The 15,449-nt window shown below is 53.5% G+C and carries 15 protein-coding genes; 2 read left to right on the forward strand and 13 right to left on the reverse strand.

The window, feature by feature from the left end:
- Positions 1 to 152: 152 nt before the first annotated feature.
- Positions 153 to 1,436 (reverse strand): O-acetylhomoserine aminocarboxypropyltransferase/cysteine synthase, encoded by a 1,284-nt coding sequence (locus IKB43_00550; protein MBR2468635.1) that lies wholly within the window; start codon positions 1,434 to 1,436, stop codon positions 153 to 155.
- A 391-nt stretch (positions 1,437 to 1,827) separates the two neighbouring features.
- On the opposite strand from IKB43_00550, the gene IKB43_00555 reads away from it, so the two are divergent.
- Both IKB43_00555 and IKB43_00560 read left to right on the forward strand, forming a co-directional pair.
- The gene (locus tag IKB43_00555) at positions 1,828 to 2,214 is read left to right on the forward strand and encodes a (deoxy)nucleoside triphosphate pyrophosphohydrolase (GenBank protein ID MBR2468636.1); all 387 of its coding nucleotides are present in this window, start codon (positions 1,828 to 1,830) and stop codon (positions 2,212 to 2,214) included.
- Positions 2,215 to 2,328: 114 nt separating this feature from the next.
- Entirely contained in the window at positions 2,329 to 4,287 is a 1,959-nt protein-coding gene (locus IKB43_00560; GenBank protein MBR2468637.1) for a carbohydrate-binding protein, read from the forward strand.
- A gap of 87 nt (positions 4,288 to 4,374) precedes the next feature.
- Here the strand turns inward: IKB43_00560 and IKB43_00565 are convergent, their stop codons facing one another.
- The 12 genes from IKB43_00565 to IKB43_00620 form a co-directional block, all read right to left on the reverse strand.
- On the reverse strand, positions 4,375 to 5,292 hold the full coding sequence (locus IKB43_00565) for a cysteine synthase family protein (protein MBR2468638.1): 918 nt from the start codon (positions 5,290 to 5,292) through the stop codon (positions 4,375 to 4,377).
- A gap of 1 nt (position 5,293) precedes the next feature.
- The gene (locus tag IKB43_00570) at positions 5,294 to 6,475 is read right to left on the reverse strand and encodes a PLP-dependent transferase (GenBank protein ID MBR2468639.1); all 1,182 of its coding nucleotides are present in this window, start codon (positions 6,473 to 6,475) and stop codon (positions 5,294 to 5,296) included.
- Positions 6,476 to 6,812: 337 nt separating this feature from the next.
- Positions 6,813 to 7,772 (reverse strand): serine acetyltransferase, encoded by a 960-nt coding sequence (locus IKB43_00575; GenBank protein MBR2468640.1) that lies wholly within the window; start codon positions 7,770 to 7,772, stop codon positions 6,813 to 6,815.
- 104 nt (positions 7,773 to 7,876) lie between these two features.
- Complete coding sequence (locus IKB43_00580; GenBank protein ID MBR2468641.1) at positions 7,877 to 9,142, reverse strand: cysteine desulfurase; 1,266 nt, start codon at positions 9,140 to 9,142, stop codon at positions 7,877 to 7,879.
- A 463-nt stretch (positions 9,143 to 9,605) separates the two neighbouring features.
- Positions 9,606 to 10,571, reverse strand: coding sequence for a hypothetical protein (locus IKB43_00585; protein ID MBR2468642.1), 966 nt, complete (start codon positions 10,569 to 10,571; stop codon positions 9,606 to 9,608).
- Between the two features lie 90 nt (positions 10,572 to 10,661).
- The gene (gene moeB, locus IKB43_00590) at positions 10,662 to 12,128 is read right to left on the reverse strand and encodes a molybdopterin-synthase adenylyltransferase MoeB (protein ID MBR2468643.1); all 1,467 of its coding nucleotides are present in this window, start codon (positions 12,126 to 12,128) and stop codon (positions 10,662 to 10,664) included.
- A 156-nt stretch (positions 12,129 to 12,284) separates the two neighbouring features.
- The gene (locus IKB43_00595) at positions 12,285 to 12,683 is read right to left on the reverse strand and encodes a M67 family metallopeptidase (protein MBR2468644.1); all 399 of its coding nucleotides are present in this window, start codon (positions 12,681 to 12,683) and stop codon (positions 12,285 to 12,287) included.
- 72 nt (positions 12,684 to 12,755) lie between these two features.
- A complete protein-coding gene (locus IKB43_00600; GenBank protein ID MBR2468645.1) occupies positions 12,756 to 13,166 on the reverse strand; it encodes a M67 family metallopeptidase in 411 nt (136 codons plus the stop codon).
- A gap of 72 nt (positions 13,167 to 13,238) precedes the next feature.
- A complete protein-coding gene (gene moeB, locus IKB43_00605) occupies positions 13,239 to 14,048 on the reverse strand; it encodes a molybdopterin-synthase adenylyltransferase MoeB (GenBank protein MBR2468646.1) in 810 nt (269 codons plus the stop codon).
- Complete coding sequence (gene thiS / locus IKB43_00610) at positions 14,048 to 14,254, reverse strand: sulfur carrier protein ThiS (protein ID MBR2468647.1); 207 nt, start codon at positions 14,252 to 14,254, stop codon at positions 14,048 to 14,050. The genes moeB (IKB43_00605) and thiS overlap by 1 nt, the downstream gene beginning before the upstream one ends.
- 59 nt (positions 14,255 to 14,313) lie before the next feature.
- A complete protein-coding gene (locus IKB43_00615; protein MBR2468648.1) occupies positions 14,314 to 14,565 on the reverse strand; it encodes a sulfurtransferase TusA family protein in 252 nt (83 codons plus the stop codon).
- A complete protein-coding gene (locus IKB43_00620) occupies positions 14,558 to 15,418 on the reverse strand; it encodes a 4Fe-4S binding protein (protein ID MBR2468649.1) in 861 nt (286 codons plus the stop codon). Before IKB43_00620 ends, IKB43_00615 begins: the two co-directional genes overlap by 8 nt.
- Positions 15,419 to 15,449: the final 31 nt, after the last annotated feature.

Consider the following 15,449-nt stretch of genomic DNA (forward strand, 5'->3'; position numbering starts at 1 on the left):
GTGTCATCCTGAGCGGAGCGTAAGCGAAGTCGAAGGATCCAAATCAGCGGTTTTTTCCTAATGGTGGAAATACCGCTGGACTGGATGCTTCCTGGCCTACGCCCGTCAGCATGACATTACTTAAAACTGACCTCTCATAGCTCACGACACGTTTAGATTGCCGCGAAGCCGTTTTCCAGGTCGGCGATGATGTCTTCGTAGTGTTCCGTACCGATAGACACGCGGATGGTTGCCGGAGTGATTTCGGCTGCGGCCAGTTCCTCTGGAGTGAGCTCCGAATGCGTGGTGGTGTACGGGTGGATCACGAGGCTCTTCACGTCGGCAACGTTTGCAAGCAGGCTGAAGATTTTCAAGCTGTCGATGAACTTGAAGGCTTCGGCCTGGCCGCCCTTGATGTCGAAGGTGAAAATGGAACCGCCACCGTTGGGGAAATACTTCTGGTAAAGTTCATGGTCCGGATGGTTCGGCAGGCTCGGGTGGCTCACGCGGGTAACCTTCGGGTGCTTTACCAGGTACTCGATGACCTTCTTGGTGTTTTCTACATGGCGGTCCAGGCGGAGCGATAGGGTTTCTACACCCTGCAGCAGCAGGAACGCGTTGAACGGAGAAATGGCAGCGCCTTCGTCGCGCAAGAGAATCGTGCGGATGTAGATGGCATAGGCTGCAGCGCCCGTGGCCACGAAAGGAATGCCGTAGCTCGGGTTCTTTTCGGTAAACTGCGGGAACTTGCCACTGGCCGCCCAGTCGAACTTGCCGCTGTCTACGATGATGCCGCCGAGGGTCGTTCCATGGCCGCCGATAAACTTGGTGGCAGAATGCACAACCACGTCGGCACCGTGTTCGATGGGGCGAATCAGGTAGGGCGTACCGAAGGTGTTGTCGATGACCAGCGGAATCTTGTTCTTGTGGGCAATCTGGGCAATGGCGTCGATATCCGGGATGTCGGAATGGGGGTTGCCGAGAGTCTCAATAAAGATGAGTTTCGTATTTTCCTTGACGGCGGACTCGACGCTCTTGAGATCGTGGGTATCTACAAACGTGGTCTCGATACCGAAGGTGCGGAGCGTGTGCAGCAGCAGGTTGAAAGTTCCGCCGTAAACCGTGCGCTGGGCCACCACATGGTCTCCCTTGCGGGCAAGAGCCGTGATGGCGTAAGTGATGGCTGCAGCACCAGAAGCTACAGCCAGAGCGGCAACGCCACCTTCGAGAGCGGCAACGCGTTCTTCGAGAACGCCCTGGGTGCTGTTGGTGATGCGTCCATAGACGTTACCGGCATCCTTCAGGGCAAAACGGTCCGCGGCATGCTGTGCGTTATGGAACACGTAAGAAGTGGTCTGGTAAATAGGCACCGCGCGGGAATCGGTTGCGGGGTCTGCGTGTTCCTGGCCAACGTGGAGCTGAAGAGTTTCAAAATGGAGCTTGTTCTGTGTTGTCATGGTAAAAATTCCTTTTAGGTTGCAGCGGGCAATCGGGTCCCATGAGGACCCTTCGCTCGCTAAATTTTTTTTGAAATATCCTTAGGCTTGATTTTTCTAACCTGCAAAGCCTCAAGGACAAAAGGCTTCCGGCTAGTTCGTTTTCAGAATGCCTCTCGGCATTCGACATTCAGTACTCATAGGCGCTCCTTCGAATGCATTGGGAATCACAAACCATTTTGTTATCCCTATCAATCTTGTAGGAAATAAAATAGAATAAGAATGTCCCTTCGTCAAGGCATAAATGCATACTATTTAATTATGGTTTGTTATAGTTTTTAATTATGGCCAATGCGTACAAAGGGAGATTAATATTTCTTCCATTGGATCTTCTTTTTCTACATTTCTTCGTATGAAATCTATTGAAGTCGTAGCCGGCATCATCATGGACGGCGAAAAAGTTTTCGCCACCCAGCGCGGCTACGGCGACTATAAGGACTTCTGGGAATTCCCGGGCGGTAAAATGGAGCCCGGTGAAACTCCGCTGCAGGCCCTTGCCCGGGAGCTGAAAGAAGAACTCGCCATCGATGTAAACGTGGGCGAATTCCTGTGCACGGTGGAGCATGACTACCCGACCTTTCACCTGACCATGCACTGCTTTTACTGCACTATCGCGGGCGGAAAGGCTCCCATGCTTTTGGAACACGAGGCGGCCAGGTGGCTCAGCCCCGCGGAACTGCACAGCGTTGACTGGTTGCCCGCCGACGTGAAGGTGGTCGAATCGCTTGAAAACGCGTAAATTCACCAATTAGAGCCCTGTCATTGACAAAACGTCCATAGAAAAAATCCCGAAACTATGGAAAATCCCCCTAAAAGGGGGTATTTTTTTTGCCGGTGATTAAGGATTGTGGGTATGAAACATAAGCTTCTTACTGCTGTTTTGGTATTGGCCGCCATCTCTGAAGCGGCTGTAAACTTAAACGTCAGCTTGGGTGATAGCATCAAGCCGGTGACCCATGTGGCCACGGGTTCGCTCTACGGTCTGACCGAAGATCTTCCGAGCAACATCGAAAAGGACGTGGCTCCTCTCAGGCCCAACGTGTTCCTTGCTCCTGCCCGCAGCGGAAACGGGCGCCAGCAGCGTATCGGTGGCGCGTTTCTTGTAGCGCCCCGTGTGGAAGCGATTGGTGCCAAGGTACAGATTCGTCTTGCCGATGTCTTGCCCGGTTGGCCGTACAAATTCCAGAGTATGGAACACTGGAAATCCGAGGTCACCTCTGTCATCAAGGACAAGCTTGCGTCCAGCAACAAGAATTTTGACGGTTACGAAATCTGGAATGAGCCAAACGACACCTGGAACAGCAAAAATGGCGATTTTAATTCGGTGCTCTGGAAACAGACCTACGACTTGATTCGTCAACTGGACCCGGACGCCAAAATCATTGGCCCGTCGTACTCCTTCTATCACGCTTCCAAGATGGAAGAATTCGTGAAGTACTGCGCCCAGAACAAGTGCATGCCCGACGTGGTCAGCTGGCACCAGTGGGGGAGCGGCGGCTTCGTGGGTGCCGTCGAGACCTACCGCGCCCTGGAAAAGACATACAACGTCAAGCCCCGCCCGCTGAGCATCAACGAATATTCCTCTACGGAACATACCGAAGAGGGTTGCCCGGGCCTGTCGATTCCCTTTATTGCCAAGTTCGAGCGCCACGGTGTTGAAAGCGCCATGATTTCCTGGTGGTTCGTCCCGCTTCCGGGCCGCCTAGGCAGCCTTCTCACCAAGAACAACGAGCGGGGCGGCGGCTGGTGGCTGTACAAGTGGTACGGCGATATGAGCGGCTATATGGCGAAGGTGACCCCGCCCAACGACAAGAGCGACGGCGTGGACGGCTTTGCAGCCCTTGACGAGAAGAAGGGCTTTGCAAGCATCGTGCTGGGCGGCAACACCCTGGGCGATGTGAACGTGAACATTTCGGGTATCCCCGCCGCATTCGGCAACAAGGTGAATGTGGCGGTGGAATACGTGGTGTGGGAAGACAAGGACAAGGCGGTTCCTTCTACCACGCCGGTATCCAGCAAGGAATATGACGTGAGCGATGGCAAGATTACGGTACCGGTGAATATCGCCAACACCAAGTACGGTTACCGCGTGTACGTGACAGCCATTGTCCCCCAGGGCCCATACAACGGAGTGGCTACGGCAATTCCGGGAAAACTTGAAACTGAAAACTATGACGTTGGCGGTCCTGGCAAGGCCTACATGGACAAGGACGACGAGAACAAGGGAAAGACCTATCGCGAAGATGCCGTTGATGTGGTGAAGGGAGGTACAGGCTACGCTATCGGCTACACCCAAGAAGGCGAATGGCTGGAGTACACCGTGAAGGTGGTCGAGGCCGGCGAGTACAGCGTGTCTGCTAGCTATGCGACCTCTTCTGAAAATGCTGGGTTCAACTTGTACGTGGATGACGAAATGGTGCTGGAAAATATTGTATTCCCGCAGGGTAGCGACTGGGAAACCTACGCCACGTTTGATGCGGGAAAGGTGAACCTGCTTGCAGGGGAACATGTGTTCAAACTGGAAATTGTAGGCAACTACGTGAACATTGACTGGCTTGATTTCAGTGCAGTCAATTCAGCGAAGGGTGATTCGACAACGGCAATCACAGTACGCTATAGGGTAGATTTCGGCGAGCTTAGAACTTACGGGGTCTACGGTCTCGATGGTCGCCTCGTGGCAAAATTCTCCGCTGCAACCGGCGAAAACCTGCAGGCAAAAACTGCAGCGGCGGTCAAGCGCTCCGGCATGTATCTGGTGAAATCTAGAACAGGCGGAAAGGTTTACCGCATTAAGGTTTCGCAACCGGACTAATCAAAAGAAATTATTCGTTCTCTCCCAGAAAAAATACCGTCAGCGTCCTGCTGGCGGTTTTCTAGTTCTAGAAATTGTTGACGAAATTTATGGGGTTTCGTACAATCCCTTGCTGAAGTAACGGTCGCCACGGTCGGGCGCAACGAACACGATGTTTCCGCGGGCACCCGAGGCGATGAGTTTCTTGGCTGCGGTGAACGCGGCACCCGAAGAGGAGCCTGCGAAGATTCCTTCTTTCTGGGCGAGTTCGCGAGAGCCGGTAAAGGCGTCGTCATCGTTGATTTTGATGACCTGATCCACCAGCGACATGTCCATGGTATCGGCGATAAAGTCGTTGCCGATTCCTTCGATGTTGTAGTCGCCATGTTCGCCGCCGCCCATGGTAGAGCCGATGGGGTCTGCCAGCACGCCCTTGATGCTTGGGTTGCGTTCCTTGAGAGCCTTGAGGATTCCGCTGAAGGTGCCGCCGCTGCCTGCGCCTGCCACTACGTAGTCTACGTGACCGTCCAGGTCTTCGTAGATTTCAGGGCCGGTGGTTTCGTAATGGGCGAGGGGGTTGGCCATATTGTGGAACTGCCGAAGCGAAACAGAATCGGGAATCTGTTTCAAAAGTTCTTCGGCCTTCTTTTCGGCTCCTAGCATGCCTTCTTCGCGGGGGGTGTTGATGAGTTCTGCGCCGAGGGCGCGCAGGAGCGTCTGCTTTTCTTGCGAGAACTTGGTGGGCACCACGAATATCACGCGGATGCCGCGGTTGAGCGCGGCGAAGGCAATGCCAAGGCCGGTGTTGCCTGCGGTCGCCTCGACGATGGTTCCGTCCGGCTTGAGCGTTCCTTTTGCGAGAGCGTCGTTCACCATATAAAGGCCGGTACGGTCCTTCACGCTGCCCGAGGGGTTCCAGAGTTCCAGTTTGGCAAACAGGTTTGCGCCTTCGGGGAGCCCCACGTGCGAAAGTTTTACAAGCGGAGTCTTGCCGATTAGGCCCTGCATAGATTCGTAGTAATGCATTTTATGCTCCTTTCGCCGAATCGGACGGTGCGGCCGCCGCATTGATTGCCGCGACCAGGTCCACAATGATGTCATCCACTTTCTCGATGCCTACAGACAAACGAATGAGTCCGTCGGTGATGCCCACCTTTTCGCGAATTTCCTTCGGAATGGAGGCATGGGTCATGGTAGCCGGATGGCATACGAGGCTTTCGACGCCGCCCAAACTTTCGGCGAGCGAAATCAGCTGCAATGCCTTGAAGAATTTCTTGATGTCGTAGTTTTCGTAAAGTTCGAACGAAATCATGGCGCCGCCGTTCTTGGCTTGTTTCTTGTTGATTTCATAACCCTGTGCGGTCGGAAGGCCCGGATAATAAACATGCTTTACAGCCTCGTGGCTCTCCAGGTAGCGGGCGATGCGTTCTGCATTTTCGGTATGGCGATCGAGGCGCACGCCGAGCGTCTTGATACCGCGAATCAAGAGGAAGGAATCAAAGGGGCCGAGTACAGCGCCAACAGCGTTCTGCGTGAAGGCGAGACGTTCCGCAATTTCTTTGTTGTTGGTCACCGCAAGGCCTGCCACCAGATCGCTATGGCCGCCCAGATACTTGGTCGCGCTATGCACAACGATGTCGGCGCCCAGTTCCAGTGGACGCTGCAAATAAGGCGTCATGAAGGTATTATCGACAATCGTCAGAATTCCGTGCTTCTTGGCAATCGCGGCCACCCCTGCTAAGTCTGTCACGGTCAGGAGCGGGTTTGCCGGGCTTTCGATAAAGAAGGCCTTCACATCGGGCGTCACCTTGGTATCAAGTGCTGCCAAGTCGGTAGTATCTTCAATGGAGTAGGTGATGCCCAGGTTCTTGAAAACCTTGTCCAGAACGCGAAAGGTTCCGCCGTACACATTGCTCGAGATGATGATTTTGTCGCCCTTGTTAAACAGGGCAAGAACCGTTGAGGTGGCCGCCATGCCGCTTGCAAAGGCAAAGCCTGCCACACCGCCTTCCAGTTCTGCAATCAGGGCTTCCAGGGCTGCGCGCGTGGGGTTGCCCGTGCGGGAATATTCCCAGCCCGTATTTTCACCAAGGCCCGCCTGCTTGTAGGTGGAAGTCTGGTAGATGGGTACGTTGACAGCACCTGTTACGCTGTCGCCATCGATGCCGCCGTGAATGAGTTTTGTTTCGATATACTTAGAAGTTGACATTTTGAAATTCCTTTGGCGCCTTTGTTGCCGCGCCGCGCATTGATGAAAGTTTGAATAAAAAAATCCCGCTCAGGAATTGTATCTGAGCGGGATCGTGTTTAGAGTCTTGTTAAACCAATAGCCTAAAAACTAGTCGCCCGCTCAACATCGACACACGCAACACACGTTGCAGAATTTCTTTGAAAAGGCAGGTGAATTCATCGTGATTTTATTTCCTATATTTTTTGTAGGGATAATATAGGCAAAAATTTTCTCGCTGTCAACCAAATTCGGGCTATTCGGTTATACTATTTTTCTTTAGCTAGTAATAGTTTTTTGCTATAACGCAACTAAATGACTAAATGATATAGTACCAGACATCGCTCTGTTTGAGCTCCTCTGACTTGTGTTGCTTATCGGTAGAAACGTAGTCCATTTCGAGGCTCTTCATGCTCACGCGGGTATTGGGCGCGACAGAACTCGTGATGAAGGCGCTACCGCCGATGATGGCATTTTCGCCCACGACGGTATCACCGCCGAGAATGGAGGCGTTCGCGTAAATGGTTACGTTGTCTTGAATGGTGGGGTGACGCTTTTTGCCGGAGAGGCGCTGGCCCCCGCGTGTCGAAAGAGCACCGAGAGTGACACCCTGGTAAATCTTCACGTTCTTGCCTATCACGGCGGTTTCGCCAATGACGATGCCTGTGCCGTGATCGATAAAGAAGTACTTGCCGATGGATGCGCCCGGATGGATATCGATGCCCGTTTTGGAATGGGCGTATTCGGTCATGAGACGCGGGAGAACGGGTACATGCAAAAGGTAAAGCTCGTGGGCGATGCGGTAAATCGTTGTCGCCATAAGGCCAGGGTAGGCGAGGATAATTTCGTCGAGGCAGCCGGCAGCAGGGTCGCCATCGTAGGCGGCGTGCAAGTCGGTTTCAAGGCATTCGCGAATCAATGGAATCTTGGCGAAAAACTCCTTGCAGATACGGTAGCTTTCAATCTTGCGCTCGTCGGAGCTCATGGTGCCGCGGAGCTTGCAGTAATCGAGAGCAATGGCCACCTGCTTGTGGAGGTGGTAAAAGGTGTCCTCGATAATGACCGCAAAGCTGTTCTTGGGGTTGTAAATCTTGTGGGTGCGGTCCCTGAAATGCCCAGGATAAACTACGCGGATTAGGTTCTGCAAAATCGTCTGGATTTCGGCCTGGTCGGGTCGATTATAGATGTCGATGTTGTCGATATGCTTGCCGCGATTGTAATCGGCAAAAATCGTTTGTACCGCTTTTTCGACTTCTGATTCCTGGATAAGTTTGTGCATGACAAAATTCAGGGTAAAAATTTAAGGAATAGTGTGGAATGTGAAATGTGAGATGTGAAATGAAATTATCTTCACTCCACACTACACATTCCACACATCACATTTTATGCGAACGTCTTCAGCGCCCTCACAAGAGCGTCGATGTCGTCCGGCGAGTTGTACAGCGCAAGCGTCGGGCGAACGGTACTTTCGTAACCGAAATGCCTGAGCACCGGCTGTGCGCAGTGGTGACCTGTACGTACGGCGACACCGTAGGCATCGAGCCTCTTGCCCACTTCTTCGTCGGAATAACCGTCGAGCTTGAAGGCAAGTGCAGAAGCCTTGTTGAGTGCCGTACCTACAAGATGCAGGCCCTTGACGGTCTTCAGTTCCTTGAGGCCATACTGCAACAGTTCATGTTCCCAGCGGAATACGCAGGGCATCCCGATTTCGGAGAGGTACTGGAGGGCAGCACCCAAGCCTACGGCGTCAGCGATGCTTCCGGTTCCCGCTTCGAACTTGTTCGGAATCCCGTTGTAGATGGTGCGTTCGAACGTGACGTCGGCAATCATGTTGCCACCGCCGTGGTACGGGCGTGCCGCTTCCAGCAATTCCTTCTTGCCGTAAACGACGCCGATACCGGTCGGGGCAAACACCTTGTGTCCAGAGAACACGAAGAAGTCTGCGTCGAGGGCGGAAACATTCACCGGAATGTGCGCGATGGACTGTGCCCCATCAATGAGGATTCTCACGCCGTGCCTGTGGGCGATGGCAATGAGTTCCTCGATCGGTGTCACGGTGCCGAGCACGTTCGAGACATGCGTCACGGAAACGAACTTGGTGCGCTTCGTGAATAGCGCCTCGTAATCGTGCAACTTGAGCTGGCCGGTAGAATCGCAGGGAATCACCTTGATGATGGCGCCCGTTTCTTCGGCGATGAGCTGCCACGGCACGATGTTCGCATGGTGTTCCAGGATAGAGACGATGATTTCGTCACCCGGCTGGAGCGTCGGCTTCACGTAGGCGTTAGCCACCAGGTTGATTGCCTCGGTGGTACCGCGCACGAACACGATTTCCTGCGAAGACGGGGCCCCGATAAAGTCGCGCACGATGTTACGGGCGTTTTCGTAGGCATCCGTCGATGCAGCCGCAAGCGTATGGGCGCCACGGTGCACGTTGGAGTTTTCGTTTTCGTAGTAGTACTTGAGACGGTCAATCACCACCTGCGGGCGCTGCGTCGTAGCACCGTTATCGAGCCAGACGAGCGGATGGCCGTTGACCTGCTTCGAAAGAATCGGGAAATCGCTACGGATTTGCGCAAGGTTCTTGGAACCGATGCGGATGGATTCGTTGCGGGAATTGGAGCCGCTGTTTGCGGAACCCGTCTTCACGGAATCGCCTCCGAGAGAAGTCGGAGCGTCGATTGGGCGCGCGTTCTGTGCAGCCTGCGTCTTGGACACGACCTTCGGGGAGTATCCTTGAGCCGGCGCGGGCGCCGCCGGAACATCGCCGAACTGCGACACAAATTCCGCTTCGGGAATCGCAGGGGCTTCCACGGATTTGAGCCAGGTATCGGTGGAATTGCCGCCGTAGGCAAACGGAGCCGAAGAAGTCGGCTGGTCGCCATAGGTCGCAAACGGATGTTCCCAGTCGAATTCGGGAGTCTGGCTGATGGCAGCCGCTCCTTGGGCGGCGCTCACTCCCTGAGCCACAGAAGCATTCTGCACTTCGGGTGCCGCGGGAGTTGCAGCATAAGCACTGTCCGTCAAGTCGGGAAAGTACTCATTTGCCAACTGCTCCAGTTCAGCCGCATTGGGAACTCCGGCGAGTTCTTCCAGCGATCTGGTATCTGGATTATTCGTAATCATAGTATTCGCCAACCTCTACGTCTTCGAGAACTGCAATGGCATCGTCGGCAAGGATAGCCGCAGAGCAGTACAGGGAAAGCAGGTAAGAAGCAACGCCCTTGTTGTCGATGCCGCGGAAACGCACGGAGAGACCGCGAGAATGTTCGTTCTTGAGACCGGCCTGGAAGAGGCCGATTACGCCGCGCTTGGCTTCGCCAGTACGCACGAGCAAGATATTGGTCTTGCCGCCCTGGGACTTCGGATTCTTCACGCCGTCCACGAGGAGCTTATCGGTCGGGACCAGAGGAATTCCGCGCCAGGTGAGGAACTTGCCACCGGCGATATCGACAACAACAGGCGGCACGCCACGGCGGGTGCATTCGCGTTCGAATGCGGCAATGGCACGCGGGTGAGCAAGGAAGAAGGACGGTTCCTTCCAAACCTTCGAAATGAGTTCGTCGAGATCGTCCGGTGTGGGGCGTCCGTCGGCGCGGAGCGGCTGAATGCGCTGGGAATCAGCCACGTTCTTCAGCAGGCCGTAATCGTCGTTGTTGATGAGCAGGCTTTCCTGACGTTCGCGGAGCGATTCGATAGCGAGGCCGAGCTGTTCCTGAACCTGGTCATACGGAGAACTGTAAACGTCTTCGATGGCCGTGTTCACGTTGATAATCGTAGAGATAGAATTGAGTTTGTATTCGCGCGGTTCGGTTTCGTATTCGACGTAGCCTTCCGGAATAATGTCGGTTTTCTTGGTCTGGCTGCAAAGAACATCGAGCGGGGTTTCGCCTTCCACGACCTTGTTCACACGGAACAGGCCCGTTTCGAGACCCTTGAATTCAAGGAACTTGGTGAGCCACTTGGGAGTAAGTGCACCGAATTGCGGCTTGGTCTTGGTGACGTTCGCCAGGTTGTAGGCAGCCTTTGCGCCAAGCGCATTGATGCCGGTTTTCTTTTCTGTAGCTTCATTTGCCATAGTGGTTTACCTCTTGGGTTTGTGTTAAGTGTTGCAGTTCTATAAAGTTTTGTTTCCTATCTGTTTTGTAGGATTTTACGAGAAAAAATTTTACAGCCATGCGCCTTCGTGCGAGAACATGATGTCCTTCATGGCATCAACGCCGCCTTTAAGGTTATAGAGCGGCCCCGTGTAGCCCGCTTCGCGCAAGGTGTTGATGGCGAGAATGCTGCGCTTGCCCTGCTTGCAAATAAAGACGGTATCCTTGTTCGGGTCCAGTTCTTTTTGCCTGCGGGCCAGCTGCCCAATGGGAATCACGATGGCGTTGGGGAAGCGTAAAATCGCGCGTTCATGGGGTTCGCGCACATCGATAATGGTCAGCGGGTCGCCATTGTCAATCTTCTTCGCGAGTTCTTCGGGCGTAAAGCCCTCCACCGGGATTTCGTTGTTTTCCTTGAGCCCGCAAAAATCTTCATAATCAAACTCTTCGATATCGGTTATGGTCGGGTTCTTTCCGCAAATCGGACAGTCGCTCTGCCTCTGAACTTGGATAATTTTCGATTTTAGATAAAGACTGTCAATAATCAGGAGCTTTCCGCTCAGGACTTCGCCGACTCCGATAATTAACTTTAGCGCTTCATTTGCCTGGATGCTCCCGATAATTCCCGGCAGCGGGCTGATCGTTCCACCCGATGCGCAAGAAGGTACAAGTCCTGCAGGGGGCGGTTCCTTAAAAAGGCAGCGGTAACAGGGGCCGCCATTCAGGTTGAATACGCCGACACGCCCTTCGAACTGGTAAACGGCTCCAAATACTAGCGGTGTTCCGTTCAAGACGCAGGCATCGTTAATCAGGTAACGGGATTTGTAGTTGTCGGTACAGTCTATGACGAGGTCATATCCCTCAATCAGCCTTAGGACATTATCTGCTGAAATTTCTTCTTTTTCGGCCTCGACCACAATGGACTTGTTCACATTCCGAATCCTGTCTTTTGCGGAGGCGACTTTGGGCCGTTTAATGTCACGAGTGCCATACAGGACCTGATTTTGCAGGCCGTCCAATGAGACTTCGCTATTGTCGATAATCTTGATTGTGCCTACACCTGCCGCCGCAAGGTACTGGATTACGGCGGAACCAAGCGCTCCCGCTCCAACAACGACGACACGTGCCGCCTTGATGCGCTTTTGTCCCTTGACTCCGATTTCCTTGAGCATCAGGTGTTTCCCAAAACGCTCCACTTCGGAGTCGTCAAAGGAGACCTCTTTACGTCGTGCATCGGAGATGATGCTTTCTGTCGAAGATTCTACAACAGGTGCGCCACCTGCAATCGCTGGCAGCAGAAGGATTTCTGTCTCTTCTGAAAGCGGCGTGTCCCAAAGGGCGTCGAGCAGGTTCTTGCCATTGACATAGATCTGGATAAAGCTTCTGAGCTTATTGTTGTCATCAAACAGGACCTTGCCTGCGTCTGGATACATGTCCAGAAGGATAGCGAGGGCTTTCCTGACAGAGCTCGCCGGGATTTCTATCTGTGCACTGTTTCCAAAAAAATTTCTAAGTGTAGCCGAGATGTAAATTTTCACTTTTTCCTCCGTACAAAAAAAAGTGGAACTTTGTACAAAATAACCACTGAGGCTATTTCTGCTGCGAAATATAGAACTGGGTTTTATTGCTGTCCAATACTTAATTCTTATGCTAGATTATTGATTTTTTCTATATCATCGGGGGGGGGCTGGGCTTTATGACTCCGCGGTAAAAGTCCTTATATCGACGACTCCGTCGGCTGTGACGGAGAGAATGGCATAAATGAGCCCTGGGACCATTTTTTCGGTATCTTCCCTGGATGGGATGGCCTCGCAATCGGGATGGGAGTGGTAGAACCCGACGATTTCAAGCCCGCTTCCTTCGATTTCTCGTTCCACCTGGTAAAGAAACAGCGGGTTCGCCTCGAAGCGGGTGGATTTCTGCTCTCCCTGAACCAGGTTGGGGGCTTCGCGGGTTTCTAGAACCTCAATTTCGCCTTTTCCACTATTTTTGGCGGTTTTTCCGAGCAAAATACCGCAACATTCACCTGGATAGGCGGCTTTTGCGGCCTCCTCCATTTGACAAGACGAGATTTTGTTCAGATTGATTTCCATAAAAAAACGAAAAAAAGTGCCCCCGGGGCAGGATTTCGGTAAAACCCCAGGGGCACCATTGTACGGAGCTCTTTAGCCGATTACGAGACCTTCGTTCGTGGCAATATCACCTTCAATGTGGAAAGAGTTCAGCACCGGATGTTCACGGTCCATGAGCGAAAGAATCAAGTAGCTCGCCCTGGAATCGTAGGCAAGACGCTTGTCTTCTTCCGACGGGCGCGAAGGGGATTCCGGATGGGAATGCCAGTTACCCAGCGGCGAAAAGCCGTTTGCACGCATGTCCTTGATGGCGGCAAGCTGTTCCTTGGGGTCCAGCGAAAAATGCTCGTTGGAATGGTCGATATTCGTGAGCAGGTAGACCTCCTCGATATGCTTGTCGCTACCTTCGATGCGCCCCGCAATCAGCCCGCAGGCCTCTTCGGGGAGGTTCTTTTCCGCATGCGCAAGAATTTTTTCGTAGTTATCTTTTGAAATGGAAATCATATTTCTCTCCTCAAAGCGAGTGTAGCGAGCGTCCCCAAACCTCAAAGGATCGCAGATCCGCGCTCATACCTCTTAATGCTTCAAATCGCAAACCGCCTGCTCGTAGTCGATGAGCTGGGTGATGGTCGGGTGCGTACCGCAAACAGCGCAGTCTTCGGTATGCGTCGGGAGTTTCACCTTGCGGAATTCCATGGTGAGCGCATTGTAGGTGAGCAGGTAGCCCGTAAGCAGGTTGCCCACACCGAGAATGTACTTGACCGCTTCCATCGCTTGCAGGCTACCGATAACGCCGCCCATGGCGCCAATCACGCCCGCCTGCTTGCAGGTCGGCACAGCATCTTTCGGAGGGGGTTCCTTGAACACACAGCGGTAGCAGGGGCCCTGGCCCGGAACATACGTCATGAGCTGTCCCTGGGAGCGGATGATTCCCGCATGGGAGAAAGGTTTCTTCGCCATCACGCAAGCGTCGTTAATGAGGAACTTCGCCGGGAAATTGTCCGTGCCGTCGATGATGAAATCGTAATCCTTGATGAGGTCGAGGATGTTGTCGCTGGTGACGAAGGTGTGGTAGGTAATGACCTTCACATCGGGGTTCATCGCTTCCATCGTCTCTTTCGCGGACTGCACCTTGGGCTTGCCCACATCGGCTGTAGCGTGAATGATCTGGCGCTGCAGATTGGAAAGGTCAACCACGTCGGCATCAGCAATACCGATGGTGCCCACGCCCGCTGCAGCAAGGTACATGGCTACAGGGGCTCCGAGGCCACCAGCACCGATTACCAGCACCTTCGCGTTCAGGAGCTTCTTTTGGCCCTTCGCGCCCACCTCTTTCAAGATGATGTGGCGGGAATAGCGCTCCAGCTGTTCGTTAGTAAATGCCATTAGCAGCCGCCTCCCATGAAGTAGAGGAACTCGACGCTGTCGCCGTCCTTGAGCACGGCCTTGTCAAACGTTCCGACTTCCACAAATTCCTCGTTCACCGAAACGGTCACGTAAAGCGGGTTGTCAATCTTCTCGGCATCAATCAGTTCTGCGACGGTGAGACCGTCCTTGTATTCTTTCTTGTTTCCTGCAACAGTGATAATCATTTTATACTCCTTAATAAACTTTTCCTTTGTCATCCCCGCGAAGGCGGGGATCTCCTTGGTTAGTCTCCGACCTTCTTCACGATGAGCGTGAAGGTGCCGTCCTGGTTGTCGTCGAGTTTCAAGATTTCGTGTCCCTCTTCCTTGATACTGCGCGGCACGTTCTGCACCGGTTCGCCGTCGTTCAGGCGGATAGAAAGGATTTGACCTTCTTCCAGTTCCTCGAGGGCGACCTTCGCCTTCACGAAAGTAGTCGGGCACACGACATCGGTAATGTCGATGGTATCGTCGATTTTGTACTGCGTATCAGCCATTGTAAACCTCCGTAATTTTCTTCGCAAACACGTCGCGGCCGATGCGATCAATGGTGTACTTGAAGCGTTCACCGGGCTTCGCGTTCTCGGCAAAGAACGTGATGGCCGCATCGCAGATGTCCAGCAGCTTTTGCTTGTCTTCGATGAAGGGGATAATCGTTTCGCCCTTGTTGATGTTGTTGCCGAAAAGCCCGCCGAAGGAGACGATGTAGCCGTGTGTATCTTCCCAGGCGTCCGTCGGGCAAGACTTGTAGCAGCGTCCGCAGAAGTTGCACTGCGATTCGTCGAAGATAACCTTCTTGTTTTCGACCTTGATGGCGCCCTTGCGGCAAGTCTTTGCGCAAAGCCCGCAGCCGATGCACTTGTCCTCGATCCACTTGACCTTGATGGCACCCTTGATGCCTACGTCGTTTTCTTCGGCCTTGAGGCAGTTGTTCTGGCAACCGGTCACGCCGAACTTGAACTTGTGCGGGAGTTCGCGAGCAAAGTAACGGTCGTCGAGTTCCTTGGCGAGCGCGTAGGTATCAATACAGCCACTCGGGCAAACCGCTTCGCCCTGGCATGCCGTGATGGTGCGCACACGCGGTCCGCAAACGCCCGGTTCCACGCCGCCTTCGGCCAGGGCTGCCTTCACGTCTTCTACGTTTTCGAGCTTGATGAACGGGATTTCGACGCTCTGCCTGGAGGTCAAATGAGCGTAACCTTCACCGTATTTTTCGGCGACTTCTGCGATTTTAGCGAGTTGTGTTGCAGTCAAATTGCCGCCCACCACGCGCACGCGCAGCGAGAAGTTGTTCTTCTGCTTCTGGCGCATCCAACCGCCCTTCTTAAGAGTTGCATAATCCGTTGCCATTTTTGTGTCTCCGTTATTGTCATGCCCGCGA

It is taken from the genome of Fibrobacter sp. (assembly GCA_017503015.1).
Taxonomy (GTDB): domain Bacteria; phylum Fibrobacterota; class Fibrobacteria; order Fibrobacterales; family Fibrobacteraceae; genus Fibrobacter.